This window comes from Geodermatophilus sp. SYSU D00879, from assembly GCF_054050375.1.
On record NZ_JBJGZF010000002.1, the window covers coordinates 222,563 to 248,985 of the forward strand.

Genomic DNA, 26,423 nt, shown 5'->3' on the forward strand with positions numbered 1-26,423 from the left:
CGGTCAGCGCGGGCGGAAGGGGCGGTAGCCGCCTTCGAAGTGCAGGGGCGCGAGGCCGGGCTGCGGGCCGTCGCCGTCCGCCACCGCACCCTCGGCCCCCACGCCGAGCAGGGTGCGGGTGACCTGCTGGGTGGAGTCGAGCAGGTCGTCGAGGGCGCGGTCGAGGTGCTCCGCGGTGACCGCGACGACCGGGTCCTGCTCGTGCAGCGCCTCGAGCACGGCGCGGCGCAGCAGTTCCTTGAGGAACGACGCCGTCACGCCCTCGCTGCGGTCGACCGCGCGCGTCACGTCGTCGTCGGTGAGCCGCAGCGGCACCGCCCGGCCGTAGAGGAGCAGCAGCCGCCGGCGGGCCGCGGCGTCGGGGAGGTCGACCTGCACGGCCACGTCGACGCGGCCCGGCCGGGCGGCCAGCGCCGGCTCCAGCAGGTCGGCCCGGTTCGTGGTGAGGACGAACAGGAGGTCGGCGTCGGGCGCCGCGCCGTCCATCGCGTCGAGCAGGTCGAACAGCACGGGACTGCCGCCGGGGCCGAAGGAGCGGTCGGCGGCGACGAGGTCGACGTCCTCGAGCACCACCACGGCCGGCTGCAGGTCGCGGGCGAGCTCGGTGACCGAGCCGACGACGCCGAGCGAGCGCCCGGTGAGCAGCAGCCGGGTGTAGTCGCCCATGCGGCCGAGCAGGTAGCGCACGGTGTGCGTCTTGCCGGTGCCCGGCGGGCCGTAGAGCAGCAGCCCCCGCTTGAGGTGCTGGCCGGCGGCGCGCAGGCCGGCACGGTGCCCGGCCACCCCGAGCGCGTGCCGCTCGACGCGGTCGAGGACCGCCGCGGGCAGCACGACGTCGTCGCGGGTGAGGTCCGGCGGGTCGAGGAAGGTGAGCACGACCTGGCCGGTCGGCGTGGGGGTCACCTCCACCAGCCGGCCCCGGTAGACGTTGAGCTCGCGGCGCAGCCGGTCGAGCTCGGCCAGGACGGCCTGCGCCCGCCGGACCGGCAGGCCGGCCACCTCGACGCTCATCGTCGGCCGGTGCTCCCCCGCCTCCTGCACCAGCAGGACGTAGCGGCCGTCGTCGTCGGTGACGAGCAGCAGCGCCAGGCGCAGGCAGGCGAGCGTCGACCCCGGCCCGTTGGGGAGGTCGACCACCGCGGGCGCGCTCAGCCGCACCGGGGGCAGCGCCTCCCCGGTCATCAGCTGCTGCAGGTCGATGCCGACGTAGTGCGGCGGGAGGACGACGCCGCGCACCTCCACGGAGCGCCCGGGCGCGGCGCTCCACGCGTCGAGCGCGGTCTGCAGGTTGACGTGCTCGAAGGCCGGCAGCTCCCGGGCGACGACCGACTGGCCGAGACCGGCGGGGCCGAGGGCCCCCTGCACCAGCGCGACGACCTCGTTGCCCGCCGCGTGCCCGGACAACTGCAGCCAGTCGAGCAGGGACCGCAGCCCCGCGGCGAACTCCCTGGCCTCGTCCTCCGACGCTCCCGCCACCGCGACCCCGCTCCCCTCGACCGGTACGTGGCGGCGGAGCGTAGCGATCACCGGCCCGGCGTGTCGCCGGGGAAACCGGGGGCCGGCCCCGCGCTCAGGCGGTCTTCGCCGGGCGGTCGAAGCGCCAGCCCTGCTCGCGCAGCAGCGGGATCAGCCGGTCGACGGCGTCGACGGTCTGCCTGCGGTCGCCGCCGCCGTCGTGCATGAGGACGACGGCGCCCGGGGTCACCCCGTCCACGACGCGGCGGACCAGCTCGTCGGTGCCCGGCGGCTCCCAGTCGCCGATGGCCAGCGCCCAGCCCAGCGGCTGCATGCCCATCTCCGCCGCCACCTCCGGCGTCTGCCCCCAGTTGCCGTAGGGCGCGCGGAAGAACGGGATGTGCGCGCCGGGCACCGCCTCGCGGATGACCGCGGAGGTGGCCTCGAGGTCGGCGCGGATCTGCTCGGGCGTCCAGGACGACATGTCGTCGTGGTGCATCGTGTGGTTGCACAGGGTGTGCCCGTCGCGCGCGATCGCCCGGGCGACCTCGGGGTGCTGGCGGACGTGGTCGCCCCACAGGCAGAACGTCGCCTTCACGTGGTGCTCGCGCAGGACCTCGAGCAGGCGGTAGGTGTCCGGCGGGTTGGGTCCGTCGTCGAAGGTCAGGGCGACCGACCGGTCGTCGTGCCGGGTCGTCGTCACGACCTCGGCGGTGGGCTGCCCGGCCTGCGCCGGCGGAGCGGCGGCCAGGAGGAGGCCGGCCGTGAGAGCGGGGACGGCGAGGCGGGCCAGGCGGGTGGAACGGCGCACGGGGGCTCCTGTCGACGATCGGCGGGGCGGCTCACTTCCCGGGAACTTCCGGAACGAGCGCGGCCGAGCGTGGCACCGGTCACAGCGGAGAGCAAGCGGAAGCGTGTGCTGCGTCACGTCACCCGAGGTCGCGACGGCGAGTCGCGGCACGTCGGGTCAGCGGGGGGCGCCGGTGCTGTCGCGCACGACGAGCCGGGTGGCCAGCTCGACCTTCGGCCCCTCGAGCCGCTCGCCGTTGACCAGCCGCAGCACGGTGCGGACGGCCAGCTCCCCCATCTGCCCGAGGGGCTGGTGCACCGTGGTCAGCGGCGGCGAGGACCACGCGGCCTGGGGCAGGTCGTCGAAGCCGACGACGCTCACGTCGTCGGGGACCCGCAGGCCGCGGCGGCGCACCGCCTCGTAGACGCCGAGCGCCATCTGGTCGCTGGCGGCGAAGACGGCGGTCGGCGGGTCGGCCAGCTCGAGCAGCCGCGCGGCGGCCCGCGCGCCGGAGGCGTAGTCGAACTCGCCAGGGACGACGAGCTGCGGGTCCGCCGCCAGGCCGGCGTCGTCCAGCGCGGCCCGGTACCCGTCCAGCCGCGCGCGGGTGCACCACAGGCCCGGCCGGCCGGCGACGTGGGCGATCCGCCGGTGGCCGAGCGCGGTGAGGTGTTCGGTGGCGGCGACCCCGCCGGCCCAGTTGGTGGCACCGATCGTGGGGACGTCGAGGTCGGGCAGCCCGGCCGGGTCGACGACGACCGCCGGCAGGTGCAGCCCGCGCAGCTCGGTGTGCAGGTCCGGGTCGAGCGCGGTGGTGACCAGGATGACGCCGTCGCTGGCCCGCGCCCGGACGTTGTCCAGCCACAGCCGGGCCGAGCTGCGCTGCCGGTGCACGGCGGAGACGACGGTGCCGACCCCGGCGGCGTGCGCGGCCTGCTCGACGCCGCGGATGACCTCCAGCGCCCACGGGCTGTCCAGGTCGTCGAAGACGAGGTCGACCAGGCCCGCCCGCTCCTCCCGGTGCGGGCCGCGGCGCTGGTAGCCGTGCTCGCGCAGCAGCCGCTCCACCCGCTCCCGGGTGTGCGGCGCGACGTCGGACCGGTGGTTGAGCACCCGGGAGACGGTGGGCACGGACACGCCGGCCTTCGCGGCGATGTCGGAGATCGTCACGGCTTGGCGCTGGGTGTCCGTCACGTCCCCTCCTCCGGGCCGACGGTCAGCCTACGGCCGGGAGTGGCCGACACCCGCGCTCCCGTCCTGCCCACCCCCCTTGCGGATGACCGGTTGTGTTCCGGTAACTTTCGGAAGTGACGCGGGCCACAGGGCCGTGCCCGCGCACCGGACGTCCTTGGAGGGACACCGTGAAGCGAGTTCTCCGACTGGCCGCTGCCACCTGCGCCGCCTCTGCCCTGCTGTCCACCGGCGCCCAGGCCTGGGCCGCGCCGGCGGGCGGGGGCACCGGCTCCGCTCCCGGATACGACAAGCAGGACAGCCTGCGCCGCCTCGCGCCGCCGGACCTGGTCATCGGCAGCGCCGTCGCCGGCGGCGGGCACCACGAGACGATGCCCTACCCCGACCCGTTCCCGAACGACGCGCAGTACCGCGAGGTCCTCGCCGAGGAGTTCAGCTCGCTGTCGCCCGAGAACCAGATGAAGTGGGAGTTCATCCACCCGGAGCGGGACGTCTGGAACTTCGGGCCGGCCGACGAGATCGTCGCCTTCGCCCGCGAGAACCACCAGGTCGTGCGCGGCCACACGCTGCTGTGGCACAGCCAGAACCCCGCCTGGCTGGAGCAGGGCGACTTCTCGGCCGAGGAGCTGCGCGAGATCCTGCGCGAGCACATCCAGACGGTGGTCGGCCGCTACAAGGGCCAGATCCAGCAGTGGGACGTGGCGAACGAGATCTTCAACGAGCAGGGTCAGCTCCGGCAGGAGAACATCTGGATCCGCGAGCTGGGTCCGGGGATCATCGCCGACGCCTTCCGCTGGGCGCACGAGGCCGACCCGCACGCCAAGCTGTTCTTCAACGACTACGCCGTCGAGCACGTCGGCCCCAAGAGCAACGCCTACTACGCGCTCGTGCAGGAGCTGCAGGCCCAGGGCGTCCCGGTCCACGGCTTCTCCGTGCAGGCACACCTCAGCTTCCAGTACCCCTTCCCGGGCACCCTCCAGGAGAACCTGCAGCGGTTCGACGACCTCGGCCTGGAGACCGCCGTCACCGAGCTCGACGTCCGCATGCCCGTCACGCCCGGCACCGAGCCCACGACCGCGCAGCTGGAGCAGCAGGCCGACTGGTACGGCCGCACGCTGGAGGCCTGCCTGGCCGTCGAGGACTGCAACTCCTTCACCCTCTGGGGCTTCACCGACAAGTACTCGTGGGTGCCGGTCTTCTTCGCCAACGAGGGCGAGGCGACGGTCATGGACGAGCAGTTCAACCCCAAGCCGGCCTACACCCGGCTGCAGGAGGTCCTGGCCGAGGCGCGACCCGGCCGGCAGGTCACCGAGCGCTGACCGCCTCGTCCCGGTGGACGGCCGCCCGCCGTCCACCGGGCCCTCCCGCCGCGCCGCCCGGCACCGGTCCCGTCCGGTGCCGGGCGGTCGCGCGTCCGGACTAGCGTGCGTGGCATGGAGCACACCGGGGTGCAGACCACCCGCGCCGGCGACGTCGACCTGGCCTACGAGACCTTCGGCTCGGCCGGGGACCCGCCGCTGCTGCTGGTCATGGGCCTGGCCACGCAGATGATCGGCTGGCCCGACGAGTTCTGCCGGATGCTGGCCGAGCGCGGCCTGTACGTCGTCCGGTTCGACAACCGGGACATCGGCCTGTCCACCCACCTCGACGACGCCGGGGCGCCCGACGTCCTCGCCGTCATGGGCGGCGACCACTCGCAGGTGCCCTACCGCCTGGCCGACATGGCCGACGACACCGCCGCCCTCCTCGACGCGCTGGACATCGACAGCGCCCACGTCGTCGGCGCCTCGATGGGCGGGATGATCGCCCAGTCACTGGCCGTCCGGCACCCGGACCGGGTGCGCAGCCTCACCTCGATCATGTCGACGACGGGTGACCCCGCCGTCGGCGCGCCCGCCGAGGCCGCCATCGGCGTCCTGCTCGCCCCGCCGGCCACCGACCGGGAGTCCGCGCTGCAGCGCGCCGTCGACACCTACCGGGTCATCGGCTCCCCCGGCTTCGAGTTCGACGAGGCCGGCGTGCGCGAGCGGGCCGGGCTGTCGTTCGACCGCGCCTACAACCCGGCCGGCGTCGCCCGCCAGCTCGCCGCGATCCTGGCCAGCCCCGACCGCACCGCCGACCTCGCGCGGGTCGCCGTCCCCACGCTCGTCGTCCACGGGGAGCACGACGCGCTGGTCGACGTGTCCGGCGGCCGGGCGACGGCGGCCGCGATCCCCGGCGCCGAGCTGCTCGTCGTCGACGGGATGGGCCACGACCTGCCGCGCGAGGTGTGGCCGCAGCTGGTCGACCGGATCACCGAGCTCGCCGCGCGCGCGGACGGCCGCTGAGTGCGACCGGGGCCCCGCCGCGCGAGGCGGGGCCCCGGGACCCGGTCAGCTGGTGAGCATGCCGCCCTCCACCGGGATCGTCGTCCCGGTGACGTAGCCGCCGGCGTCGCTGACCAGGAAGACCAGCGCGGCCGCGAGCTCCATCGGGTCGCCGGCGCGGCCGGCCAGCACCCGGCCCATCTGCTGGTCGAGGTAGCCCTCGGGGTACTGGTCGGTCATCTCCGAGGCGAAGAAGCCCGGCGCCAGCGCGTTGACCCGGATGCCCTTGCGGCCGGTCCACTGCTGGGCGAGGTCGCGGGTCAGCCCGATCAGGCCGGCCTTGCTCGCCGCGTAGGCGGCCTGCGGCAGCCCGGCGGTGGTCAGGCCCAGGATGCTGGAGATGTTCACGATCGAGCTGCCCGGCTTCATCACCCGCCCGCAGGCCTGGGCCATCCAGTAGCAGCCGTTGAGGTTGACGTCGATGACCGACCGGAACTCCTCGGGCTTCTCCCGGGTGGCCGGGACCGCCGTGCCGATGCCGGCGTTGTTGACCAGGACGTCGACCCGGCCGAACTCGGCCATCGTGGCGTCGACCAGCGCCTGACAGTCCTCCACCTTGGCGACGTCGGTGCGCACGGTGATCGCCCGCCGGCCCTCGGCCTCGACGGCCTCCTTCGTGGCGGCCATCCGGTCCTCGCGGCGGGCGCCCAGCGCCACGTCCGCCCCGGCCTGGGCCAGCGCCCGGGCGAACACCACGCCCAGCCCCGACGACGCCCCCGTGACGATCGCCACCTTCCCGTCGAGCCGGAACATGTCCATGATCGTCCTGTCCGCCACCGTGGTCTCCTCTCCCGCGCCGCACCGTCCCCAGGACCGTAACGGCGCTGTGCGGTAGATCACCGGGCGGGCGGGTAGGAGGCCCGGCGGGTAGCCGGTCCCGCTGAGGAGGAACTCGATGTCGTCACCGACACCGCCGGGGCCCCCGCTGTGGCGGCAGGCGTACGACGCCGCCGAGAAGCGGGTGACCCCGCACGCGGAGAACCTGGTGCGCACGCCGTACTTCGCCGTCGGGGTGGGCCTGCTGCGCCGCGCGCAGACGCTGGCGAAGGACACCGCCCGCGGCGTCTCCGCGCGCGCCTGGCACCTGGTCAACCTGCCCGCCGGGACCGACCTCGCCCGGCTGCGCGCCCAGGTCGGCGCGCTCGACCGCGAGGTCCGGCGGCTGACCGTGCAGCTGGAGAACGAGCGCCGCCGTCCCCGGACGGCGGACGTCCCGCCCCCCTCGACCTCGGAGGAACCGGATGCCGACGGTGCCCAGTCCCCAGGCGGTCCTCGACCGCGTCCGCCGCGACGTGGAGCGCAACGCCCTCCGCGCGCGTAACGGCATCAAGCTCGTCGCCGGCGTCGACCGGCCCGGCGTCGGGCTCACCCCGAAGGACGTCGTCTGGGAGCGCGGCCGCACCCAGCTGTGGCACTACCGCAGCGACAAGGTCAGGTACTCGCCGCCGCTGCTGATCGTGTTCAGCCTGATCAGCCGCAGCTACATCCTCGACCTGACGCCGGGGAACTCCTTCGTCGAGCAGCTGCTCGACGCGGGGTTCGACGTCTACATGGTCGACTGGGGCGAGCCCGACGCGCGGGACGCGCAGAACCGGCTCGAGGACTACGTCGACGACTACATCCCCGCCGCCGTCGAGCGGGTGCGCGAGCTGTCCGGCGCCGACGAGGTCAACCTGTTCGGCTACTGCTTCGGCGGCAACCTGACGCTGCTCTACGCCGCCCACCACCCCGACGCCCCGGTCCGCAGCCTCACCGTGCTGGCCACCCCGGTCGACTTCACCGAGATGGGGCCGATGGCCGAGGTCTTCCGCGGCGGCCTCGACGTCGACGACGTGGTCGACGAGGACGGCAACGTGCCGCCGCGGGTCGTCGTGCAGGGGTTCCGCACCCTCACCCCCACCTCCGAGGTCACCCGGTACGTGACGCTGTGGGAGCGGCTCTGGAACGACGAGTACGTGGCGGCCTACCAGGCGATGACCGGCTGGTCCGACGACCACATCCCGTTCCCCGGCGCGGCCGCCCGCGAGACGGTGCAGATGCTGGTGCGCGACAACGGGATGGTCACCGACCGGCTGACCGTCGCCGGGGACCCGGTGCACCTGTCGGACATCCGGCTGCCGTTCCTCACCGTGCGTGCCGACCGCGACCACATCGTCCCGCCGGACGCGACCGCGCCGCTGATCGACCTGGTCGGCTCGGAGGACAAGCACGAGCTGCGGCTCAACGCAGGGCACATGGGCCTGGTCGTGGGGCGGACGGCGGCGAAGACGACGGTGCCGGAGATCATCGGCTTCCTGAAGAAGCGCAGCGACGAGATCGGGGAGGACTGACCGTGGAGGTCGTCGAACTGGAGTCGGCGCACTGCGACGCGCTGCTGCGCTTCTTCGCGGGCCTGCCCGAGGGCGACCTGACCTTCATCGAGGAGGAGGTCACCGACCCCGACGTCGTCCGGTCCTGGGCGTCCGGGTCCGCGGGCGGACGGCGGTTCGTGGCGCTGGACGGGGACGAGGTCGCCGGGTACGTCGCGGTGCGCCCGCTGCCCGGCTGGTCCTCGCACGTCGGGGAGGTGCGGCTGGTCGTCTCCCCCACCCGCCGGGGCGAGGGCCTGGGCCGGCAGCTCGCCCGGCAGGCGCTGGTGACGGCGGTCGGCGACGGGCTGGCGAAGCTGGTCGTGGAGGTGGTCGCCGAGCAGGGCGCGGCGCTGGCGCTGTTCACCGACCTCGGCTTCACCGGCGAGGCGCTGCTGCGCGACCACATCCGGGACCGGGAGGGGCAGCTGCGCGACCTCATGGTGCTGGCCCACCACGTCGACGACACCTGGTCGGGCATGGCCACGGTCGGTCTGGACGAGGCGCTGGGTCAGGACCTCAGCTGAGCCGCCCGCGGCCGAGCCGGACGGTCCGCACCGGGACGGCGGCCCGGTCGAGCCCCCGCGCAGCCCGCCCGGGCCCAGGGGGTCAGGGCTCGGACACCCCGGGGGGCTGCACGTCCGAGGCCCGGCTCCCCGGGCCCGGGAGCCGGCGCGGTCGTGGGGGCCGGCGCATCCTCCGGGGATGGCTCACCACCTCCTCGTGCACGGCAGCTGGGGCGGTGGCTGGGTGTGGGACGGCGTCGCCCGCCGCCTGGAGCACCTCGGCCACCGGGTGACGATCGTCGACCAGATGCCCAGCGCCGGGACCGATCCCGCCGCGCTGGGTGACCTCCGCTCCGACGTGGACCACGTCCGCCAGGTCCTCGCCGGCGTCGACGAGCCGGTCGTGCTGGTCGCGCACTCCTACGGCGGCATGGTCATCACGGAGCCGGCCGACGACCCCCGGGTGCGGCACAGCGTCTACGTCGCCGCCTTCTGGCCGCAGCGCGGCCAGTCACTGCTGGACCTCGCGGGCAAGGACTCGCTCCCGTCCTGGATCGAGCCGCGGGACGACGGCTCGCTGGCGGTCAGCCGCGACGTCGACACGGTCCGGGAGGCGCTCTGCGCCGACCTCTCCCGGGAACAGGCGACCGCCCTCCGCGACCGGCTCGTCCTGCAGTCCACCGCTGCCTACACGACGCCGAGCACCGCGCCCGAACGCGGCCACCCGACGACGTGACTGGTGTGCGCCCAGGAGTCCGACAGCAGCATCCCGGTCCCGGCCCAGGAGGCGATGGCCGCCCGGGCCGACCGGCTGGTCCGCCTGCCCTTGGCGCACTTCGCCGCGCTGTCCGCGCCGGACGAGCTGGCCCGGGCCCTGGCCGACGTCGCGGAGAGGACCGGCGCCCGCGCCTGAGACGCCCCGGTCCTCCCGGGGCCGGGGACCTCCCGGCCGGGGTCAGCTCTCGCTGACCCGGCCGCCGTCGACGGTGATCCGCCGGGTGGTGGCCACCGCCTCGAGCATCCGGCGGTCGTGGGTGACCAGCAGCAGCGTGCCCGGGTAGGCGGCCAGCGCCGACTCCAGCTGCTCGATCGCCGGCAGGTCGAGGTGGTTGGTCGGCTCGTCGAGGACGAGCACGTTCACCCCGCGGGCCTGCAGCAGCGCCAGCGCCGCGCGGGTGCGCTCCCCCGGCGAGAGGGTGGCCGCGGCGCGCAGGACGTGCTCGGCGGTGAGGCCGAACTTGGCCAGCAGGGTGCGCACCTCGGCGGTGGGCCAGTCGGGCACCTCGGCGGCGAAGGCGTCGAGCAGCCGCCGGTCGCCGGTGAACAGCCCGCGGGCCTGGTCGACCTCGCCGAGCCGCACCGCCGGGCCGAGCGAGGCGGCACCGGAGTCCAGCGGCACCCGGCCCAGCAGCGCGCCGAGCAGAGTCGTCTTGCCCGCGCCGTTGGGCCCGGTGATCGCCACCCGGTCGCCCCAGTCGACCTGCAGGCCCACCGGCCCGAGGGTGAAGTCCCCGCGGCGCACCACGGCGTCGCGCAGGGTGGCGACGACGGCCCCGGCGCGCGGCGCCGCGGCGATGGTCATCCGCAGCTCCCACTCCTTGCGGGGCTCCTCGACCACCTCCAGCCGCTCCAGCCGCCGCTCCGTCTGCTTGGCCTTGGCCCCCTGCTTCTCCGCCGTCGCCCGGTTGTGTGCCTTGATGAACTTGTCGGGGTCCTTCTGCTTCTTCACCGCGTCGCGGACGCCCTTGGCCAGCCAGTTGCGCTGCATGCGGGCCCGCGCCTCGAGTTCGGCCTTGGTCTCGGCGTACTCCTCGTACTCCTCGCGCGCGTGCCGGCGGGCCACCTCGCGCTCGGCGAGGTAGGCCTCGTAGCCGCCGTCGACGACGCGGACGAGTTGCTGGGCGAGGTCGAGCTCGACGACCCGGGTGACGGTGCGGCTGAGGAACTCGCGGTCGTGGCTGACCACGACGATGCCGGACCGGTTGCCGGTGACGAAGCGCTCGAGCTGGTCGAGGCCGGCCAGGTCGAGGTCGTTGGTCGGCTCGTCGAGCAGCAGCACGTCGTAGCGGGACAGCAGCAGCGCGGCCAGCCCGACCCGCGCCGCCTGGCCGCCGGACAGCGCCGGCATCGGGGCGCCCGGGTCGACGCCGGGGGCGACCTCGGCGAGGACCTGCTCGAGCCGCTCGTCGAGGTCGGCACCGCCCAGGGCCAGCCAGCGCTCCAGTGCCTCGGCGTAGGCGTCGTCGGCGCCGGGGCGGCCGTCGGCGAGGTCGGCGGTGGCGGCGTCGAGGGCCGCCTGCGCGGCGGTGACGCCGGTGCGGCGGGCCAGCGCGGCGGCGACGGTCTCGCCCTCGCGGCGGTCGCGCTCCTGCGGGAGGTGCCCGACGGTGGCCGTCGGCGGGCTCAGCGTGACCGAGCCGGAGCCGGCGGGCAGCTCGCCGGCCAGCGTGCGCAGCAGCGTGGACTTGCCGGCGCCGTTGACGCCGACCAGGCCGACGACGTCACCGGGCGCGACGACGAGGTCGAGGCCGGAGAAGAGGACGCGCGCGCCGTGGCCGGCGGCCAGGCCGCGCGCGACGAGGGTGGCGCTCATGGAGGTGCTCCCGGGAGGACGGATCGGTCGGGTCGACGTCGTTCCGGGGTCACAGCACGGGCCCACGGTAGCGCGCGGCCCGGTCAGGCGTCGCGCGCGTTCCCGTCGTCCGCGCCGTCGCCCGCCTCGGCGTCGAGGTCCTCGTCGAGGTCCTCGTCGAGGTCCTCGTCGTGGTCCCGGGCGAGCACCTCGTCGGCCATCTCGTCGAGCATCGCCTCGAGCGCGTTGTCCTCCTCCCCCACCGGCCGGCGGCGGACCAGCCACGGCCGGAGGTGGTCGTAGCCGCGCACCGACACCCGGCGCAGCGGCCGCACCCGGTACCGCGGGTGTCCGCGCAGCCGGCGGGCGAGCTCGCGGTCGACCAGCACCGTCCCGGGCCGGGCGACCGAGGTCAGCCGGCTGGCCAGGTTGACCACCGGCGAGTAGACGTCGCCGAGCCGGGTGAGCACCGTGCCGTAGGCGGCGCCGACCCGCAGCTGCGGCCGGTCGGGGGCGTCCCACGCCTCGGGCAGGGTCAGCCCGATCTCCACCGCGTCGACGGCGGAGGCGGCGGTGTAGAGGACGCCGTCGCCGACGGTCTTGACCACCCGGCCGTGCGAGCGGGCGATGACCTCGGTCGCGGTCGCCTCGAACGCCTCGACCATCGCGCCGAGCTCGCGGGCGGCCATGCCGCGGGAGCGGGTGGTGTAGCCGACCAGGTCGGCGAACCCGACGGCGAGCTCGCGGCGGTCGCCGGGCTCGCCGGTCGCCAGCACCCGGTCGATGTTGGCCGCGAGGTGCCGGCGCCACACGTAGTCCTGGGTGCGGGCCAGCAGCGGCAGCAGCACGTCGGCCGCGGCGACCGGGTCGACGGCCTCCGGGCCGAGCTCCCGGGCCTGCCGGGTGAGGACGTCGGCGAGCAGGTCGGTCTGCCAGTCTGCCAGCCGCGACAGCGCCTGCCCGGTGGCCCGGGCGATCGAGGCCTCGGTGTCGGGGTCGACGAAGCCGGAGTCGATGAGCGCCGACAGGGTCCCCAGCGCCCCGACGTCGGCGAGGGTGAAGGCGGGGTCGTCGTCGGCGACGTCGGGGAAGCCCAGCGCGCGCCACAGCCGCTGGGTCCGCTCGGGCGGCATGCCCGCGGCCGCGGCCACCTCCAGCCGCGTCAGCCGGCGCGGGCCGCCGAGCAGCAGCCGCTCCAGCGCCGCCCGGACGGCGTCGCGGTCCGGGCCGGATCCGGGGTCCACGTCCGCCCCCCGGGTCAGCCCGTCGTGTGGACGACGAGCACGTCGCAGGCCGCGCGGCGCGTGGCGTCGGCCGGCACGGAGCCCAGCAGCCGGCCCCGGATGCCGTTGAGCCCGCGGTTGCCGACCACCAGCAGGTCGGCGTCCTCGCGCCGGACGACGTCGAGCAGCGCCTCCACCGGGGACCCGAGGACGGCGACGGTGCGCACGTCGCCGGCGCCCGCCTTCAGGGCCACCTCGCCGGCCTGCCGCACGGTCTCCTCGGCCGGGTTGGCGCCCACCACCTGGTAGGCCTCGTCCCCCAGCACGTCCTGGGCCCGGGACAGCTCCCGGTCGTCCTCCTCCGTGGGCAGGTGGGCGCAGGCCACGACGAGCGTCGCCCCGCAGGCGCCGGCGAGGGCACCGGCCCGCGCCACCGCGCGCAGCGAGGACTCCGAGCCGTCGGTCCCGACCACGACCGTCCGATACGCGCTCACGGCGCGCACTGTAGTGATCGCGCCGCGCCGCTGTGCCGCCGGTCACGGGCCGGGCACCCGATCGGGCTGCCGCGGGAAACGGCTGGTGGACGGCGGGTTGCCGGGACACGACCGGTGGCGCGCCGTCCCCCCGGGCCCTCGGCAGCGTCCCCGGCGTGGGCCAGGATGGCGGGCGCACGGGGACCCGACGGCGAGGAGGACCATGACCAGCGCGACCCCCGGACGCCCGGGACCGGTGCGGGTCGAGGTGTCCGGCCTGAGCAAGACCTTCGGCTCCGTGCGGGCCGTCTCCGACCTCGGCTTCACCGTGGAGCCGGGCTCGGTGACCGGCTTCCTCGGCCCCAACGGCGCGGGCAAGACGACGACGCTGCGGATGGTGCTCGGGCTCGTCACGCCCGACGCCGGCACCGCGACCTTCAACGGCGTCCCGTACGCGGCCCTGCGCGAGCCGGTGCGCACCGTCGGCGCCGTCCTCGAGACCGCGTTCCACCCCGCCCGCTCCGGCCGCGACCACCTGCGCGTGTACTGCCGCGCCGCCGGGCTGCCGGTCTCCCGCGCCGACGAGGCGCTCGAGCGGGTCGGGCTGACCGCCGCCGGGCGCCGCCGCGCCGGCGGCTACTCCCTCGGCATGCGGCAGCGGCTCGCGCTGGCGACGGCGCTGCTCGGCGACCCGTCGGTGCTCGTGCTCGACGAGCCGGCCAACGGGCTGGACCCCGAGGGCATCCTCTGGCTGCGCGGGTTCCTGCGGCACCTGGCGCACGACGAGGACCGCACGATCCTCGTCTCCAGCCACCTGCTCGCCGAGGTGGAGCAGACCGCCGACCGGGTGGTCATCGTCGGCGCCGGCCGGCTGGTGCGGCAGGGCTCGATCGCCGAGCTGCGCGCCGGGGCGTCCGGTGGCAGCGTGCTCGCCCGCAGCCCCGAGGCCGACCGGCTGGCCGCCGTCCTCGCCGGGGCAGGCATCGCCGCCACCCGCTCCGACGACGGCCTGGTCACCGTGACCGGGACGACGACCGCCGACGTCGGCGCCCGCGCCTTCGCCGCCGGGGTGGAGCTGCACGAGCTGCGCGCCGAGACCACCGGCCTCGAGGACCTCTACTTCCGGCTCACCGCGGGCCAGGAGCAGTACGCCGCCGACCCGACCGCCGTGACCGCCGAGGGAGCCGCCCGATGACCGCGCTGGTGCGCGCCGAGTGGACCAAGCTGTTCACCACGCGCGTGTGGATCGGCCTGCTGCTCGGGTCGTGCGTGATGGTCGCCGGCTTCGCCGTCCTGTTCACCGCGTTCGCCGGCGACGCCGAGGCCGGGCTGCCCCCGGTCGGCTCGGAGCAGTACGAGCAGCTCGCGCTGGCAACGGCGGCGAACGTGACCGTGCTCTTCCTGATCCTCGGGATCATCGGGATGACCCAGGAGTACCGGCACCGGACCGCGACGCCGACGTTCCTGACCACCCCGGCGCGGGGGCGCGTCGTCGTCGCCAAGCTGGTCTCGTACGCGCTGGCGGCGGTGCCCTTCGCGCTGCTGGTCCTGGCGGTGAACTACGCCGTCGTCGCCCTCTACGCCGGCGCCCGCGGGACCGCGCCGTCGCTGTCCGGGGACAACCTGCGGGTCCTGGCCTCCAGCGGGCTGGCGCTGGTCGTCTACGCCGTCATCGGCGTGGGCGTCGGCGCGCTGCTGCGCAACCAGGTGGGCGCGATCGTCGGGGCGCTGGTCTACCTGTTCGTCGTCGAGCCGATCATCCGGTCGGTCCCGGCGACGGCCCCCGCCTACAAGTGGCTGCCCGGCGGTGCGCTGGAGGCGCTGACGGCCACCTTCCAGGCCCCGGAGCTGCTGGAGCGGTGGCAGGGCGGCCTGCTGCTGCTCGGCTACGGTCTGCTGGCGGCCCTGCTCGGCACCTTCCTCGCCGTCCGCCGCGACGTCGGCTAGCCGGCGCCGGCCTCCCCGACCCCGCACCGAGAGGTCCTCCCGCATGACCACCCGCATGACCGTGCAGCGCCTGGGCCGGCTGGTGGCCGACGGCGACGCCGAGGCCGTCCGCAGCGCCGTCACCGAGGCGCCGCGGCTGCTGACCGGCGCGGTCGAGCACGACGGCGACGGCGGCTGGACGCCGCTGCACCTGGCCGTCGCGCAGGGCCGGACGGACGTGGTCGAGGTGCTGGTCGGGGCCGGCGCCGACCTCGCCGCGCGCACCGAGTCCGGCCGCACGCCGCTGCACGTCGCCGTCGAGCACGCCCCGCAGCTGGTGCCGGTCCTCACCGGGCTCGGTGCGGCCGTCGACGCCGCGGCCGCCGCCTACCTCGACGACACCGGCCGGCTCGCCGCCGAGCTCGACGCCGGGGCGCCGCTGACCGATCCCGCCGGCGGCTGGGACCTGCTGACGCTGGCCGCCGCCGGCGGGGCGGCGGGCACGCTGCGCCTGCTGCTCGACCGCGGCGCCGACCCCGACGGCGGCGCGCTCGCCGCGGCGGCCGCCGCCGGCCGCCCGGACCTGGTCCGCGTCCTGCTCGACGCGGGCGCCACCGTCGCCCGCCGGGACCCCGACACCGGCCGCACGGCGCTGCACGAGGCGGTCGCGGCCGGCCCGGGCGACGACGCGCCCGAGGTCGTGCGGCTGCTGCTGGCCGCCGGGGCCGACGTCAACGCGACCACCAGCGACGGCGCCAGCGCCCTCGACATCGGCCGGGTCGCGGCGGCCCGGCACCGGCGCGACGCTGGTCAGGCGGGCGCCCGCGACGCGCTCGTCGACCTGCTCGTCGCCTCCGGCGCCACCGACTGACCGGCCCCCGACCAGCGGCGTCCGGGATGCAGACGGCCTGCTCCGCGCGGTTCCGGAGAACCGGACGGGCGTAGACTCCAACCCCGGTCCAGCGACGTCCACCGACGACGAAGAAGGCACTCGCCCCGTGTCACGCGACAACTCATCCCGGCCGTCCACCACCTCGTCCTCCTCCGCGGTGGCGGGCTTCGGCACCAACGAGTGGCTGGTCGAGGAGATGTACCAGCAGTACCTCGCCGACCCGTCCAGCGTGGACCAGGCCTGGCACGAGTTCTTCGCCGACTACCGGCCGGGCAGCCCGGTCGCCGCGAGCGACGACCGTGAGCAGGCGCCGGCCGCCGGCAACGGCGCCGCCGCGCAGCCCGAGCCCGCCGCCGCGGCGGCCTCCCCCGCGCGCCCGGCCGCCGCCGACGCCGCCGCCTCGGCTCCCGCGGCCGCCGCCCCGGCGGCGCCGTCCCCGGCGCCTGCGCGGTCCACCCCGGTCCCCGAGCGCACGGAGGCCACCGTGGTCGACCAGGCCGCCGACCGAGCCGACCAGACGGCCAAGGCCGCGCCCGCCCCGGCGAAGCCGGCCCCGGCCGCCGCGAAGCCGGCCGCGGCCACCGCCGACGGACCGAAGCGCACGCCGCTGCGCGGCGCCGCCGCCAGCGTCGTCAAGAACATGAACGCCTCGCTCACCGTGCCGACGGCGACCAGCGTGCGCGCGGTGCCGGCCAAGCTGCTGGCCGACAACCGCATCGTCATCAACAACCACCTGAAGCGCTCGCGCGGCGGGAAGGTCTCGTTCACCCACCTGATCGGCTACGCGCTGGTCCGGGCGCTGGACGACTTCCCGAACATGAACGCGGCCTTCGCCGAGGTCGACGGCAAGCCGACCCTGGTGCAGCCCGAGCACGTCAACTTCGGCCTGGCCATCGACCTGCCCAAGGCCGACGGCTCCCGCTCGCTCGTCGTCGCCTCGATCAAGGCCGCCGAGGAGATGGACTTCGCCCAGTTCTGGGGCGCCTACGAGGACGTCATCCGCCGCGCCCGCGCCGGCAAGCTGACCCTCGAGGACTTCTCCGGCACCACGATCAGCCTGACCAACCCGGGCACGATCGGCACCGTCCACTCGGTGCCGCGGCTGACCGCCGGCCAGGGCGCGATCATCGGCGTCGGCGCGATGGAGTACCCGGCCGAGTTCCAGGGGATGAGCCCCGAGGCGCTGACCGAGCTCGGCGTCTCGAAGATCATCACGCTGACCTCGACCTACGACCACCGGATCATCCAGGGCGCCGAGTCCGGCGACTTCCTGCGCCGGCTGCACCAGCTGCTGCTCGGTGAGGACGGCTTCTACGACGAGGTCTTCCGGTCGCTGCGCCTCCCCTACGAGCCGGTGCGCTGGATGCCGGACGTGCGGGTGAGCCGCGAGGGGCAGATCGACAAGGAAGCCCGGGTCATCGAGGTCATCGAGTCCTACCGGCGCAACGGCCACCTCATGGCCGACACCGACCCGCTCGAGTTCAAGGTCCGCAGCCACCCCGACCTGGACATCCTCCAGCACGGCCTCACGCTGTGGGACCTCGACCGGCCCTTCCCCGTCGGCGGGTTCGTCGGCGAGAAGGTCATGCCGCTGCGCGACATCCTCGGCGTGCTGCGCAACTCCTACTGCCGCACCGTCGGCGTGGAGTACATGCACATCACCGACCCCGAGGAGCGCGAGTGGCTGCAGAAGCGCATCGAGCTCAAGGCCGAGCAGCCCGACCGGGAGAAGCAGAAGCACATCCTCGGCCGGCTCAACGCCGCTGAGGCGTTCGAGACCTTCCTGCAGACCAAGTACGTCGGCCAGAAGCGGTTCAGCCTCGAGGGCGGCGAGTCGGTCATCCCGATCCTCGACGAGGTCCTCATCGCCGGAACCGACCACGGCCTCGACGAGGTCGCGATCGGCATGGCCCACCGCGGCCGGCTCAACGTCCTGGCCAACGTCCTGGGCAAGAGCTACTCGAAGATCTTCGGCGAGTTCGAGGGCAACATCGACCCCGGCACGGTCCAGGGCTCGGGCGACGTCAAGTACCACCTCGGCGCCGAGGGCACCTTCGAGAACCCGTTCAAGCCGGGTGCCGAGATCGCCGTCTCGCTGGCCAGCAACCCCTCGCACCTGGAGACGGTCAACCCGGTCCTCGAGGGCATCACCCGCGCCAAGCAGGACATGATCGACAAGGGCGAGCAGGGCTTCACCGTCCTGCCGGTCCTGCTGCACGGCGACTCCGCGTTCGCCGGCCAGGGCGTCGTCCAGGAGACGCTGAACCTGTCCCAGCTGCGCGGCTACCGCACCGGCGGCACCGTGCACGTGGTCATCAACAACCAGGTCGGCTTCACCACCAGCCCGGCCGCGGCCCGCTCGAGCCTCTACTCGACCGACGTCGCGCGGATGGTCAACGCGCCGGTCTTCCACGTCAACGGCGACGACCCCGAGGCGTGCGTGCGCGTGGCCCGGCTGGCCGTCGAGTACCGGCAGGCGTTCAGGAAGGACGTCGTCATCGACCTCGTCTGCTACCGCCGCCGCGGGCACAACGAGGGCGACGACCCGTCGATGACCCAGCCGCTGATGTACGACATCATCGACCGCAAGCGCTCGGTCCGGAAGCTGTACACCGAGGCGCTGGTCGGCCGCGGCGACATCACGCTGGCCGAGGCCGAGGAGGCCCTGAAGGACTACCGCGACCAGCTGGAGCGGGCCTTCGCCGAGACCCACGACGCCACCGAGACCCCGAAGCCGCAGCCGGTCATGGACCAGCCGGCCCAGCAGGTCTCGGCCGTCGCCACCGCGATCACCCCCGAGGTGATGAAGGCGATCGGCGACGCGCACGTCTCGCTGCCGCCGAACTTCACCCCGCACCCGAAGCTCCAGCGACTGCTCGAGCGGCGCGCGGCGATGGTCAGCGAGGGCGGCATCGACTGGGCGATGGGCGAGCTGCTGGCGTTCGGGTCGCTGCTCATGCAGGGCGTGCCGGTGCGGCTGGCCGGTCAGGACTCCCGCCGCGGCACGTTCGTGCAGCGCCACTCGGTGCTCATCGACCGGGAGACCGCCGCCGAGTACACGCCGCTGGCGCACCTGGCCGAGGACCAGGCGAAGTTCTTCGTCTACGACTCGCTGCTGTCCGAGTACGCGGCGCTGGGCTTCGAGTACGGCTACTCGGTGGCCAACCCCAGGGCGCTGGTCCTCTGGGAGGCGCAGTTCGGCGACTTCGTCGACGGCGCGCAGATGGTCATCGACGAGTTCATCTCCTCCGGCGAGGCCAAGTGGGGGCAGCGCTCCGGCGTCACCATGCTGCTGCCGCACGGCCTCGAGGGTCAGGGCCCGGACCACTCCAGCGGCCGCATCGAGCGGTTCCTGCAGCTGTGCGCCGAGAACAACATGACCGTCGCCAACTGCTCGACGCCGGGCAACTACTTCCACCTGCTGCGCCGGCAGGCGCTCTCCGACGTGCACCGGCCGCTGGTCGTGTTCACGCCGAAGTCGCTGCTGCGGGCCAAGGCGGCGGTCAGCCCGGTCGCGGACTTCACCGACGAGGGCTTCCGCCCGGTGCTCGGCGACCCGGGCGTCGGCGGCGAGCCGCTCGACGACGCCGCGGTGCGCCGGGTGCTGCTGTGCAGCGGCAAGGTCGCCTACGACCTGCTCGCGCAGCGGGAGAACGAGGGCCGCGCGGACACCGCGATCCTGCGGGTCGAGCAGCTCTACCCGTTGCCGGCCGAGCAGATCGCCGAGGCGGTCGGCCGCTACCCGAACGCGCAGGACCTGGTCTGGGTGCAGGAGGAGCCGGCGAACATGGGCGCCTGGTCGTTCATGGCGCTCAACCTGCCCGAGCACCTCGGCGGGCGGACGCTGCGGCGGGTCAGCCGGAAGGCCTCGGCCAGCCCGGCGGTCGGCTCGGCGAAGGTGCACGAGGTGGAGCAGAAGGAGCTCATCGCGCAGGCGTTCGCCGGCTGACCGTGTACTTCACCGACCGCGGCCTGGAGGAGCTGGCCGACCGGCGGGGCGAGGAGCAGGTGACCCTCGCCTGGCTGGCCGACCAGCTGCAGGCCTTCGTCGACCAGCACCCCGACTTCGAGGTGCCGATCGAGCGGCTGGCCACGTGGCTGGCGCGCGGCGGCACCGACGACGTCGACGACGACGACTGAGGAAGGACCCCCTCGCAGGATCCGGCCCCTCGCACGCTCGGGGCCGGATCCTGCGAGGGGGCCACGGTTCGTCGGCGCGGGGCGCGCCTGCGCCGGCCGGGCCGCGGACGACGGCACGCTGTGTCCGTGCTCGGTCACTCGCACGCCCTGTCCGGACTCGCGGCCGGCGCGGCGACCCTGCCCTGGGCGCCCGTCGAGGGCACCGTCGCCCAGGTCGCGTGGGTCGCCGCCGTCGGCGGGTTCGCCATGCTGCCCGACCTCGACCACTCCGGCTCGACGGTCTCGGACATGTGGGGGCCGGTGACCGACGTGCCCTCCGGCGCGATCGGCCGGCTGGCCGGCGGGCACCGCTGGGGCACCCACGACGCCGTGCTCGCGCCGCTCGCGTTCGGCGCGCTGGCCCTGGCCGCGGCCGGCGTGTTCTGGTCCAGCCTCCTGGTCATGGCGCTGGGGATCGGGCTGGCGCTGCGGGCGCTGCACTTCGTCATCCCCGGCCGGGCGGAGAACACCGTCGTCGGGAACCTGCTGCTCTCCTTCGGCGGCGCCTGGCTGCTGCTGGCCCACATCCCGCAGCCCACGTGGCTGCCGTACGCGGTCGGGCTCGGCGTCCTCACGCACATCGCGGGCGACCTCATCACCAAGCAGGGCGTGCCGCTGCCGGTGCTGTGGCTGGCCAAGCGCCGCCGGCTCGCGCTCACCCCGATGCGCACCGGGACGACGCTGGAGAAGGCGGTGCTGGCACCGCTGTTCCTCGGCGTGGCGGTGTGGTTCGTCTACGCCAACACCGGCGCCCGCGAGGCCCTGGACCCCTACCTGGCCGACCTGGTCACCCTCGGCGGCTGAGACCGCGCCGAGACCCCCGCGCGCCATGCTCGGCGCGTGACCCGCGTCGGTGCGCTGCTGGTGGCCCTCGCGTGCGCCGGGTGCACGCCGTCCGCCGGCACCCCGCAGGCCGGGACCCCGCAGGCGTTCACCGGCCGCGCCGCGCTGCCGTCCTGCCCGGTGCAGGACCTCGGCCAGGGCGAGCGGGTCGCCGCGGACGCCCTGGCCTGCCTGGCCGCCGGCGGAACCGCCGGCGGGGCGGAGCTGGAGGTCACCCGCCCCACCACTGAGGGCGACCCGGTGACCGGCTGGTACCGCGCCCGGCCCGGCGTCCCCGGCCTGGAGGTGTTCGTCGACGGCAGCCGCGACCGGTTCGGCACCGGCGACTGGCTGCGGCTGGACTGCCCCGCGGCGACCTCCCCGGAGGACCTCGGGGACTGCGCGGAGACCGTGCTGGGCTGAGGTCAGCCGGCCCGTGTCATCGTGGACCCGTAGCCGCCGCCGGGCCACCGCCACGCGCCCTCGTTGACCGTGCCGTCGGGGCTGAAGCGCCCCTCGTAGCGGGCCGGGGAGTCGGTGCCGCCGAACCAGATCCGCAGGACGTCGCCCTCGAGCCGGTAGGTGTACTCGAGCAGCTCCCCGCCGGTGCCGAACCAGTGCGACCGCAGCTCGCCGGTGCCTTCGTCCCAGCCGATGTACTCCACCCCGCGGGTGGGGTCCTCGCCGCGCAGGTCCACGTGCTGGACCAGCCAGTTGCCGCCGTCCATCCACTCGTAGCGGACCTCGCCGCGCGGGCCGCCGGGGCCCGAGACGGTCCAGGTGCCGACGAGCCGGTCGAGGGTGCGCAGCGCCGCCGCGCGGGCCTCGGGAGCGGGAGCGGTGCTCGGGTCGGGGTCCATGGTCGCCTCCTGGGTGGGCGGGGCCCGCCGCCGTCGCGGGGCCACACGGGGGAAGACCGCCCGGCGGCTCCTCCCTCATCGGTGGACACCCCTCATCGGTGGACAGCGCGGAGGATTCCGAGACCGCGCCGCGCCGACGGCGGCTACGGTCCCCCGCTGTGACCGCCGTCGCACCGCGCCTGTCGCGGGGCACCCACCTCGGCTACGCCCTCGGCTCGATCGGGACGGCGGCCTTCGGCACGGTGCCCGGCCTGCTGCTGCTCCACTACCTGACCGACGAGCTCGGCGTCGCCGCCGGGCTGGCCGGGCTGGTGGTGTTCGCGCCCAAGGCCTGGGACGTGCTGCTCAACCCGTGGATCGGCAGCCGCTCGGACCGGACGACGGGCCGCTGGGGGCCGCGGCGGCCGTGGATGCTGGCCGGCGGGCTCGCCCTGCCGCCGCTGTTCGTCCTCGTGTTCGCCGGCCCCGGCGCCCCGCCGGCGGCGGCCGCGGCGTGGGTGGCGGTGACCTTCCTGCTCGCGGCGACCGCCTACGGCTGCTTCCAGGTGCCCTACGTGGCCCAGCCGGCCGAGATCACCGACGACCCGGGCGAGCGGTCGACGCTCATGTCCTGGCGGGTGGCCGCGCTGGCGCTGGGCATCCTGCTCGCCGGCGCGGGGGCGCCCGCGGTGGTCGACCTGGCCGGCGGCGGGCGCGCCGGGCACCTGGCGATGGCGGTGTTCGTCGCGGTGCTGCTGGCCGCCGGGATGCTCGGCGCGGTCGCCGGCACGCGCCGGGCGCCCACCCTCACCCGCGTCGGGAGCGAGGGGCGGCTGGGCGCCACGCTCGTCGTCGCCTGGCGGTCCCGGCCGTTCCGGGTGCTGCTCACCGGCTTCGTCGTCCAGGCGCTGGGGATCGGCGTGATGCTGGCCGGCGTCCCCTACTACTCCGAGCACGTGCTCGGCGACCCCGCGGCCGGCTCGGTGCTGTTCGCCGCGCTGGTCGGGCCCGCGATCCTCGTCATGCCGCTGTGGCTGCGGGTGAGCCGGCGGCTGGGCAAGCGGACCGGGCTGCTGGTGTCCTCGGTCCTGTTCGCGGCCGGCGCCGCTGCGCTCGCGCTGGTCGGCACCGGCGGCACCGGGGTCGCGGTCGCGCTCGTGGTCCTGGTCGGCGTCGGCTACGCCGGCATGCAGATGTTCCCGCTGGCGATGCTGCCCGACGTCGTCGCCGCCGACGAGGCCGCGTCCGGGCGGCGGCGGGCCGGCGTCTTCACCGGCGTGTGGACGGCGGCCGAGACGCTCGGCCTCGCCGTCGGTCCGGGCCTGCTCGGCCTGCTGCTCGCCGCGGCCGGCTACGTCTCCTCCACCGGCGGCGACGCCGTCCAGTCCGGCGGCGCGGTGCTCGCCGTTCGGCTGGGCTTCACCGTCGTCCCGGCGCTGTTCGTGCTCGCCGGCCTGCCGGTGCTGGCCCGCTACCGGCTCGACCCCGTCCCCGCCCGGCCCCAGGAGGTCCCCGCGTGACGCCGCAGGAGGTGCTGGCCGAGCTCACCGCGCTGCAGGCCGGCGACGTGCCCACCCACGGGGGCTCGACGATGGCCTACGTCTACGACTCCGGGCTCGCCGGCGTCGAGGACCTCGCCGCCGCCGCGCAGGCCGCGTTCCAGTGGACCAACGCGCTGGACCCGACCGCCTTCCCCAGCGTCGCCCGCATCGAGGACGACCTGGTGGGCGCGGCGGCCGACCTGCTCGGCGGCGGCCCGGCGACGGTCGGCACGGTGACCAGCGGCGGCACCGAGAGCTGCCTGCTGGCGGTGCTGGCCGCCCGCGAGCGGTGGCGCGCACGCGGCGGCACCGGGCGGCCGCGGCTGCTGCTCCCGGTCACCGCGCACGCCGCGTTCCGCAAGGCCGCGCACCTGTTCGACCTCGAGGTCGTCGACGTCGCCGTCGACCCGGTCACCTGCCGCGCGCTGCCGTCGGCGGTGGCGGCCGCGCTGGACGCCCGGACCGCGCTGGTCGTCGTCAGCGCGCCGTCCTACCCGCACGGCGTGCTCGACCCGGTCGGCGAGGTGGCCGCGCTGGCCGCCGCCGCGGGCGTCCCCTGCCACGTGGACGCCTGCATCGGCGGCTGGGTACTGCCCTTCCTCGACGACGTCCCCGAGCCCTTCGACCTGTCGGTGCCCGGCGTGACCTCGCTGTCGGTGGACCTGCACAAGTACGGCTACGCACCCAAGGGCGTCTCGGTGCTGCTCACCGCGGAGCCCGAGCTGCGGCAGGGGCACTGGTTCAGCACCGCCGGCTGGCCCGGCTACCCGGTGGTCAACCCGACACTGGCCGGCACCCGCCCGGCCGGGCCGATGGCCGCCGCCTGGGCGGTGCACCGGTGGCTGGGCCGGGACGGGTACGCCGAGCTGGCGCGGGCCACGCGGGCGGCCACGGCCGCGCTCGCCGAGGGGGCGGCGGCGATCCCCGGGCTGCGGGTGGTCGGGACGCCGGTGGCCACGCTGGTCGCGCTGGCGCAGGACGGCCCGGACGGCGTCGACGTGCTCAACCTCGCCGACGAGGCCACCGCCCGGGGCTGGCTGCTGCAGCCCCAGCCGCCGTTCGCCCAGCCCGGCGGCGCGGACCTGCCGGCCACGCTGCACCTCACCGTCACCGGCGCGACGGCGGGCCGGGTGGACGCCCTGCTCGCCGACCTGGCCGACGCCGCCCGCGCGGCCGCGGCGCTGCCCCCGCCGGTGGCCGACCCGGACCTGGTCGCGGCCGCCGCGACGATCGACCCGGCCGCGCTCACCGTGGCCGAGGTCGACGCGCTGCTGGAGGTCGCCGGCGTCGGCGGCGGGCGGCTGCCCGAGCGGATGGCGCCGGTGCACGCCCTGGTGGCCGCGCTCCCCCGCCCGGTGGCCGAGCGGCTGCTCGCCGGCGTCCTCGACCTGGTCTACCGGCCGCGCCGGGAGGCGCTCAGCGGGTGACGCCCTGCTCGCGGACGCAGGCGGACACGGCCTCGGCGACCGCGGTGGCCACCCGCCGGTCCAGCGGGCTGGGGACGACGTACCCGGGTGCCAGGTCCTCGCCGACGACGCCGGCGATCGCCTCGGCGGCGGCGAGCTTCATCTCCTCGGTGATCGCCGTGGCGCCGGCGTCGATGGCGCCGCGGAACACGCCGGGGAACGCCAGCACGTTGTTGATCTGGTTGGGCAGGTCGCTGCGCCCGGTGGCGACGACCGCCGCATACCGCGCGGCCATGTCCGGGTCGACCTCGGGCGTCGGGTTGGCCAGCGAGAACACGATGCAGTCCGCCGCCATCGACGCGATCGCCGCCTCGGGCACCGAGCCGCCGGACAGGCCGAGGTAGACGTCGGCCCCCTCGAGCGCGCCGGTCATCGTGCTCGCGTACCCGGCCCGGTTGGTGTTCTCGGCGACCCAGCGCTTGACCGGCGTGAGATCCTCGCGGCCGGGGTGCAGCACCCCGCGGGAGTCGGCGACGCAGATGTCGCCCACGCCCGCCCCGAGCAGGATCCTCGTGCACGCGATGCCCGCCGCCCCGGCGCCGGCCACCACCACCCGCAGGTCGCCCGGCGTGCGGCCGGTGACCCGCGCGGCGTTGCGCAGCGCGGCGAGGACGACGATCGCCGTCCCGTGCTGGTCGTCGTGCATGACCGGGACGTCGAGCCGTTCGCGCAGCCGGTCCTCGACCTCGAAGCAGCGCGGGGCGCTGATGTCCTCGAGGTTGATCCCGCCGAACGACGGCGCGATCGCGACGACGGCCTCGACGATCTCGTCGACGTCGGTGGTCGACAGCACGATCGGCACCGCCGACAGCCCGGCGAACTCGCTGAACAGGCAGGCCTTGCCCTCCATCACCGGCAGCGCCGCGGCCGGGCCGATGTCGCCCAGGCCCAGGACGGCGGTGCCGTCGGAGACGACCGCGACCACCCGCGGCGCCCAGGTGAACCGGCGGGCCAGCGCAGGCTCCGCGGCGATGGCGCTGGAGACGCGGGCGACGCCCGGGGTGTAGGTGAGCGCGAGGTCCTCGCGGGTCTCGATCGGCCGGGTGGGCCGTACCGCGAGCTTGCCGCCCTCGTGGACGGCGAACGCCGCGTCCGCGCTGAAGCGGTCGGCACTGTCCCCGGCGGAGCCCGTCGCTGCGCTCATGGCCTCGACAGGGTAGTGATGTGACCTCCGTCGCCGGGCCGCCGACCCCGTACGCGCGGCACCGGGCTCGCTACCGTGCGGCCGTGGAGATCCGAGAACTCGCCGTCCCGGACAGCTACGTCCTCGACCTGGTGCCGCACGGGGACGACCGGGGCCGGTTCACCGAGTGGTACCGCGCCGACGTGGTCGCCGGGGCCACCGGGTGGGCGCTGCCGCTGGCCCAGGCCAACCACAGCGTCTCGGCGCGCGGCGTGCTGCGCGGTGTGCACTTCGCGCTGGTGCCGCCGGGGCAGGCCAAGTACGTGTACTGCCCGGCCGGGCGGGTGCTCGACGTCGTCGTCGACATCCGGGTCGGCTCGCCCACCTTCGGCGTCTCCGACGCCGTCCTGCTGGAGGCGGACAGGCCGCGCGCGGTCTTCCTCGCCGAGGGCCTCGGCCACGCCTTCCTCTCCCTCGAGGACGGCTCGTCGGTCACCTACCTGGTCTCCTCGGGCTACTCCCCCGGCCGCGAGTTCGGCGTCTCACCGATGGACCCCGAGCTCGGCCTGCCGTGGCCGGACGACGTCGAGGTCCGGCTCTCGGACAAGGACCGGGCCGCGCCCACCCTGGCGCAGGCCCGCGAGCAGGGCATCCTGCCGACGATGGAGGAGTGCCGCGCCTGGTACGCCCAGCAGCGCGCCGGTGCCTAGA

General features: G+C 75.4%; 26 protein-coding genes. 17 read left to right on the forward strand and 9 right to left on the reverse strand.

Annotated elements, in window-relative coordinates; all coding sequences use genetic code 11:
* Positions 1-3 precede the first annotated feature (3 nt).
* From ACI79B_RS04450 to ACI79B_RS04460, 3 genes are all read right to left on the reverse strand, one after another.
* The gene (locus ACI79B_RS04450; RefSeq protein ID WP_456929321.1) at positions 4-1,476 is read right to left on the reverse strand and encodes an AAA family ATPase; all 1,473 of its coding nucleotides are present in this window, start codon (positions 1,474-1,476) and stop codon (positions 4-6) included.
* A 94-nt stretch (positions 1,477-1,570) separates the two neighbouring features.
* Positions 1,571-2,266, reverse strand: coding sequence for a polysaccharide deacetylase family protein (locus ACI79B_RS04455; protein ID WP_456929320.1), 696 nt, complete (start codon positions 2,264-2,266; stop codon positions 1,571-1,573).
* A 156-nt stretch (positions 2,267-2,422) separates the two neighbouring features.
* A complete protein-coding gene (locus ACI79B_RS04460) occupies positions 2,423-3,439 on the reverse strand; it encodes a LacI family DNA-binding transcriptional regulator (protein WP_456929319.1) in 1,017 nt (338 codons plus the stop codon).
* 167 nt (positions 3,440-3,606) lie between these two features.
* Here ACI79B_RS04460 and ACI79B_RS04465 point away from each other — a divergent pair, with 167 nt between their 5' ends.
* The gene (locus ACI79B_RS04465) at positions 3,607-4,755 is read left to right on the forward strand and encodes an endo-1,4-beta-xylanase (protein ID WP_456929318.1); all 1,149 of its coding nucleotides are present in this window, start codon (positions 3,607-3,609) and stop codon (positions 4,753-4,755) included.
* Between the two features lie 114 nt (positions 4,756-4,869).
* Positions 4,870-5,763: an alpha/beta fold hydrolase gene (locus tag ACI79B_RS04470; protein ID WP_456929317.1), complete on the forward strand. Its 894-nt coding sequence runs from the start codon at positions 4,870-4,872 to the stop codon at positions 5,761-5,763.
* A 45-nt stretch (positions 5,764-5,808) separates the two neighbouring features.
* Here the strand turns inward: ACI79B_RS04470 and ACI79B_RS04475 are convergent, their stop codons facing one another.
* Positions 5,809-6,579, reverse strand: coding sequence for an SDR family NAD(P)-dependent oxidoreductase (locus ACI79B_RS04475; protein WP_456929316.1), 771 nt, complete (start codon positions 6,577-6,579; stop codon positions 5,809-5,811).
* A 118-nt stretch (positions 6,580-6,697) separates the two neighbouring features.
* Here ACI79B_RS04475 and ACI79B_RS04480 point away from each other — a divergent pair, with 118 nt between their 5' ends.
* The 5 genes from ACI79B_RS04480 to ACI79B_RS04500 all read left to right on the forward strand — a co-directional run bounded on the left by ACI79B_RS04480 (position 6,698) and on the right by ACI79B_RS04500 (position 9,569).
* The gene (locus ACI79B_RS04480; RefSeq protein ID WP_456929315.1) at positions 6,698-7,123 is read left to right on the forward strand and encodes a hypothetical protein; all 426 of its coding nucleotides are present in this window, start codon (positions 6,698-6,700) and stop codon (positions 7,121-7,123) included.
* Positions 7,044-8,132, forward strand: coding sequence for an alpha/beta fold hydrolase (locus ACI79B_RS04485; protein WP_456929314.1), 1,089 nt, complete (start codon positions 7,044-7,046; stop codon positions 8,130-8,132). The genes ACI79B_RS04480 and ACI79B_RS04485 overlap by 80 nt, the downstream gene beginning before the upstream one ends.
* Positions 8,133-8,134: 2 nt before the next feature.
* A complete protein-coding gene (locus ACI79B_RS04490) occupies positions 8,135-8,677 on the forward strand; it encodes an N-acetyltransferase family protein (protein WP_456929313.1) in 543 nt (180 codons plus the stop codon).
* A 178-nt stretch (positions 8,678-8,855) separates the two neighbouring features.
* Positions 8,856-9,392 (forward strand): esterase/lipase family protein, encoded by a 537-nt coding sequence (locus ACI79B_RS04495; RefSeq protein WP_456929312.1) that lies wholly within the window; start codon positions 8,856-8,858, stop codon positions 9,390-9,392.
* 3 nt (positions 9,393-9,395) lie between these two features.
* Entirely contained in the window at positions 9,396-9,569 is a 174-nt protein-coding gene (locus ACI79B_RS04500) for a hypothetical protein (RefSeq protein WP_456929311.1), read from the forward strand.
* Positions 9,570-9,611: 42 nt separating this feature from the next.
* Here ACI79B_RS04500 and ACI79B_RS04505 read toward each other — a convergent pair whose 3' ends face one another.
* The 3 genes from ACI79B_RS04505 to ACI79B_RS04515 form a co-directional block, all read right to left on the reverse strand.
* Complete coding sequence (locus ACI79B_RS04505) at positions 9,612-11,249, reverse strand: ABC-F family ATP-binding cassette domain-containing protein (RefSeq protein WP_456929310.1); 1,638 nt, start codon at positions 11,247-11,249, stop codon at positions 9,612-9,614.
* 83 nt (positions 11,250-11,332) lie between these two features.
* Complete coding sequence (locus ACI79B_RS04510; RefSeq protein ID WP_456929309.1) at positions 11,333-12,472, reverse strand: adenylate/guanylate cyclase domain-containing protein; 1,140 nt, start codon at positions 12,470-12,472, stop codon at positions 11,333-11,335.
* Positions 12,473-12,486: 14 nt separating this feature from the next.
* The gene (locus ACI79B_RS04515; protein ID WP_456929308.1) at positions 12,487-12,945 is read right to left on the reverse strand and encodes a universal stress protein; all 459 of its coding nucleotides are present in this window, start codon (positions 12,943-12,945) and stop codon (positions 12,487-12,489) included.
* A 202-nt stretch (positions 12,946-13,147) separates the two neighbouring features.
* Here ACI79B_RS04515 and ACI79B_RS04520 point away from each other — a divergent pair, with 202 nt between their 5' ends.
* The 7 genes from ACI79B_RS04520 (at position 13,148) to ACI79B_RS04550 (ending at position 21,166) form a co-directional block, all read left to right on the forward strand.
* The gene (locus ACI79B_RS04520; protein WP_456929307.1) at positions 13,148-14,119 is read left to right on the forward strand and encodes an ABC transporter ATP-binding protein; all 972 of its coding nucleotides are present in this window, start codon (positions 13,148-13,150) and stop codon (positions 14,117-14,119) included.
* Positions 14,116-14,871, forward strand: coding sequence for an ABC transporter permease (locus ACI79B_RS04525; protein WP_456929306.1), 756 nt, complete (start codon positions 14,116-14,118; stop codon positions 14,869-14,871). Before ACI79B_RS04520 ends, ACI79B_RS04525 begins: the two co-directional genes overlap by 4 nt.
* 43 nt (positions 14,872-14,914) lie before the next feature.
* A complete protein-coding gene (locus tag ACI79B_RS04530; RefSeq protein WP_456929305.1) occupies positions 14,915-15,721 on the forward strand; it encodes an ankyrin repeat domain-containing protein in 807 nt (268 codons plus the stop codon).
* Positions 15,722-15,848: 127 nt separating this feature from the next.
* Positions 15,849-19,691 carry a multifunctional oxoglutarate decarboxylase/oxoglutarate dehydrogenase thiamine pyrophosphate-binding subunit/dihydrolipoyllysine-residue succinyltransferase subunit gene (locus ACI79B_RS04535; protein WP_456929304.1) on the forward strand — a complete coding sequence of 1,281 codons (3,843 nt, stop codon included), beginning with the start codon at positions 15,849-15,851 and terminating at the stop codon, positions 19,689-19,691.
* A gap of 2 nt (positions 19,692-19,693) precedes the next feature.
* Entirely contained in the window at positions 19,694-19,882 is a 189-nt protein-coding gene (locus ACI79B_RS04540; RefSeq protein WP_456929303.1) for a DUF6104 family protein, read from the forward strand.
* Between the two features lie 126 nt (positions 19,883-20,008).
* Complete coding sequence (locus tag ACI79B_RS04545) at positions 20,009-20,725, forward strand: metal-dependent hydrolase (protein ID WP_456929302.1); 717 nt, start codon at positions 20,009-20,011, stop codon at positions 20,723-20,725.
* A gap of 36 nt (positions 20,726-20,761) precedes the next feature.
* Complete coding sequence (locus ACI79B_RS04550) at positions 20,762-21,166, forward strand: hypothetical protein (RefSeq protein WP_456929301.1); 405 nt, start codon at positions 20,762-20,764, stop codon at positions 21,164-21,166.
* Positions 21,167-21,168: 2 nt separating this feature from the next.
* Here ACI79B_RS04550 and ACI79B_RS04555 read toward each other — a convergent pair whose 3' ends face one another.
* Positions 21,169-21,603 (reverse strand): hypothetical protein, encoded by a 435-nt coding sequence (locus ACI79B_RS04555; protein WP_456929300.1) that lies wholly within the window; start codon positions 21,601-21,603, stop codon positions 21,169-21,171.
* 158 nt (positions 21,604-21,761) lie between these two features.
* On the opposite strand from ACI79B_RS04555, the gene ACI79B_RS04560 reads away from it, so the two are divergent.
* The gene (locus ACI79B_RS04560) at positions 21,762-23,102 is read left to right on the forward strand and encodes an MFS transporter (protein ID WP_456929299.1); all 1,341 of its coding nucleotides are present in this window, start codon (positions 21,762-21,764) and stop codon (positions 23,100-23,102) included.
* Entirely contained in the window at positions 23,099-24,550 is a 1,452-nt protein-coding gene (locus tag ACI79B_RS04565) for a pyridoxal phosphate-dependent decarboxylase family protein (RefSeq protein WP_456929298.1), read from the forward strand. The genes ACI79B_RS04560 and ACI79B_RS04565 overlap by 4 nt, the downstream gene beginning before the upstream one ends.
* Here the strand turns inward: ACI79B_RS04565 and ACI79B_RS04570 are convergent.
* Entirely contained in the window at positions 24,540-25,733 is a 1,194-nt protein-coding gene (locus tag ACI79B_RS04570) for an NAD(P)-dependent malic enzyme (protein ID WP_456929297.1), read from the reverse strand. The genes ACI79B_RS04565 and ACI79B_RS04570 overlap by 11 nt on opposite strands.
* An 83-nt stretch (positions 25,734-25,816) precedes the next feature.
* Between ACI79B_RS04570 and ACI79B_RS04575 the strand changes: the two genes are divergently transcribed.
* Positions 25,817-26,422, forward strand: coding sequence for a dTDP-4-dehydrorhamnose 3,5-epimerase family protein (locus tag ACI79B_RS04575; RefSeq protein WP_456929296.1), 606 nt, complete (start codon positions 25,817-25,819; stop codon positions 26,420-26,422).
* The last annotated feature ends 1 nt before the right edge of the window (position 26,423 follow it).